This window comes from Streptomyces sp. NPDC050619 (genome assembly GCF_040654815.1).
In the GTDB taxonomy this organism is placed as follows: Bacteria; Actinomycetota; Actinomycetes; order Streptomycetales; family Streptomycetaceae; genus Streptomyces.
This window is the reverse complement of the sequence record NZ_JBFAIR010000117.1, coordinates 1-2,604: the sequence shown is the minus strand read 5'-3', so window position 1 is coordinate 2,604 and position 2,604 is coordinate 1. Positions and strand designations below refer to the sequence as shown.

General features: G+C 66.9%; 4 protein-coding genes. 2 read left to right on the top strand and 2 right to left on the bottom strand.

What is annotated here, in order from left to right; translation table 11 throughout:
- Positions 1-580 (top strand): sigma factor-like helix-turn-helix DNA-binding protein (locus AB0I77_RS53335; RefSeq protein WP_363290295.1); only part of this gene is annotated, 580 nt, incomplete at its 5' end.
- Positions 581-643: 63 nt separating this feature from the next.
- Positions 644-961 carry an Imm51 family immunity protein gene (locus AB0I77_RS53330; RefSeq protein WP_363290294.1) on the top strand — a complete coding sequence of 106 codons (318 nt, stop codon included), beginning with the start codon at positions 644-646 and terminating at the stop codon, positions 959-961.
- Positions 962-997: 36 nt separating this feature from the next.
- Here AB0I77_RS53330 and AB0I77_RS53325 read toward each other — a convergent pair whose 3' ends face one another.
- A complete protein-coding gene (locus AB0I77_RS53325; protein WP_363290293.1) occupies positions 998-1,285 on the bottom strand; it encodes a MafI family immunity protein in 288 nt (95 codons plus the stop codon).
- Positions 1,286-1,348: 63 nt separating this feature from the next.
- Positions 1,349-2,467 (bottom strand): IS630 family transposase, encoded by a 1,119-nt coding sequence (locus AB0I77_RS53320; protein WP_363290292.1) that lies wholly within the window; start codon positions 2,465-2,467, stop codon positions 1,349-1,351.
- Positions 2,468-2,604 lie beyond the last annotated feature (137 nt).

Sequence of the window (2,604 nt, the reverse complement as noted above, 5' to 3'; positions counted from 1 at the left end):
GCTCCTCGTGCTGGAGAAGCTGACTCCCACAGAGCGGGCCGTATATGTCCTACGAGAGGCGTTCGACTACGCCTATGCCGAGATCGCGGAAATGCTCCAGCTCAGCGTCGTCAACGTCCGGAAGATCGTGAGCAGGGCCCGTAAGCATCTCGTGACCGAGCAACGGGAGACCGTGGACGCGGCGGAGCACCGGCAACTCCTCCATGCCTTCGTCTCGGCGGCGCAGACGGGAAATGTCGCCTCACTCGAGGCACTCCTCACCCCGGATTCCGTCAGCCTGTCCGACGGCAACGGCTTGCGGGGCGCGGCTCGCGTCCCCGTTCTCGGCCGCGAACGAGTGGCGAACCTCTCGACCTCCTATCCGCGGTTCTGGGGCGAGGTGGAGGTCCGCCCCGTCGAGGCCAACGGACGCGGCGGCGTGATGCTCTACCGGGACGGCCAACCACGGATCTTCATGACGATCGCCGCTTCGCACAAGGGCATTCACCGAGTGATGTGGATGTTCAACCCGAGCAAGATCGCCGCGTTCATCGCCTCTAGTGCTGTGACCCGAAAGGTTCACCGGGGTCGGGAGCAGTGACGGACCGGACGAGCGGTTCAAGGGGTCAGGCAGCCCGTGCACTGGGCGTGAGAGGATCACGCCGTGACCATCAACCTGCATGACTTCGAAGGCGAGCATTCGCTGACGTTGGATGCCGGTGGCCTGGCTGTCGATGCCGCAGTAACTGCCGCCGGGCACGAGCCGAACGGGTACTTCTGGGAAGGTCTCGTGCGGTTTGCCTGGCCAGACATTGCCGAGCGCCTCGATTTCGACAGCGAGGCTGGCATGTTCTGCGCGGTCGGGAGTTCGAGCGTTCTCACGCGTCTCAAGGCGGCCGTGGAATCCGTCATCACGAGCCCTGAGGCAGTCCGCGACATCATTGCCCGTGCGGAGGCTTCGGGCTTCGAGTTCGACGACTAAGTGCCCTGCCCGGGAAGGTTCGCCGGGTTGGCGGGGTCACTCCTGCTCGGATGCGGCGGCGAGGTGACGGCGGCAGAAGTCGGCGGCCGTGAGGTGGGGCTTGTTCAGTGCCTCGCTGTAGAGGCGCATCTCACGAGCCGCTCGGTCCAGGTGCTGCCAGAAGGAGATCGGCAGGTCGAGGTCCCCGCCGAGATCGACCAGGCAGTCGAAAGCGAGTCCAAGCTCGTTGTGCTGCAGGAACTCCAACACCGCTGAGAGGTTGATGCCGGGCAGGTCCGTCAGGTATTCCCGTGCGGCGTCGAGGGGGCCCGGGTGCGGTTCCAACTAGTCTGAAGCGCCTGACGATCAACGGTCATGGCGTCAGTGTGGCCGATGCCGTTGGCAGGGTCACGCGACTTTCGCCGGTCGTCCGCCCCAGCGGAGGCCCTTCTCGCTGCGGATGCGGGCTCGCTCGCGGCGTTGGGCAGCCAGCACATCGGGGTGCCGAGCGTTGGTGTTGCGCCAGCGCAGGTAGGCGTGCAGGGCCCGGGTCTGGACGGTGTGGTTGCGGTGGTTGGAGTTGGCGACGGTGAACTGCCGCAGCGGCCCGAAGTGGGCCTCGATCGGGTTGGCCCAGGACGCGTAGGTCGGGGTGAAGCACAGCTCGACCCGGTTCTTCCTCGCCCAGCGTCGGATCGTCTCGCCCTTGTGGGCCGAGAGGTTGTCCAGAATGACGTAGATGGGGGCGCCGTCCGGGCGGGCCGCGCGGATCGACCTCAGCGCGGCGAGGGTGTTCCCGGTGCCCTTCTTGCGACGGTTGACGCCCCACAGGGTGTCGTCGCCGACCGAGTAGCAGTCGTGGAAGTAGCGCACGCCGTGGGTGCGGTGGTAGGTCGCGGGGTTCCGCTCGGGACGTCCCTGCTCGGCCCAGCACGATCCGGCGGTGGGCCGGATGCCGAGCGGGCCGAACTCGTCGAATGCGAAGACACGATCCGGGAAGTGCTCCAGCACGTGCTCGATGCGGTCGAGCTTGACGTCGCGCTCGGGGTCCGGGGACTCCTTCCAGGTCTTGGTGCGCTGGAAGGTGATGCCGCGGCGGGCGAGCAGGCCACGTAACGCCTCGCGGCCGATCCGGATCACGCGGCCGTGAACTTTCCGCAGGTAAGCGGCGAGTTTGCGGACGGACCAGTGGGTGAAGGGCTGGCCGAGCTTGGTCGGGCGGGTGGTGGCCGTCTGGACGACGAAGTCCTCGTCGTCAGGACTGAGCAGGCGGGGACGGCCTCCCGCCCACCGAGGGTCCAGGCAGGCCAGGCCGATCTCGTTGAACCGGTGGATCACGTCCCGGACGGTGTCCTCGTCGGCCTGCACCAGCTTCGCGATCACCGGGACCCGGTTCCCGCCGGCCGAGGCCAGCAGCATCATCGCGCGCCGGTAGCGCACCGAACTGGTGCTGCCCCGGCGCACGATCTGCTGCAGCTTCTGCCCTTCCTGGTCGGTCAACCTGCGCACACGGACAGGGTCAGCCACCACACCCCCCGACAGTCGGATCGCATGTCACCACACATCCAACCGCCGCAACCGCCAATCCGGCGAACCTTCCCGGTCAGAGCACTAGAGTCTCGATCAAACCCGGAACGGTTCATTTCGCCCCTGAACCCTGCGGC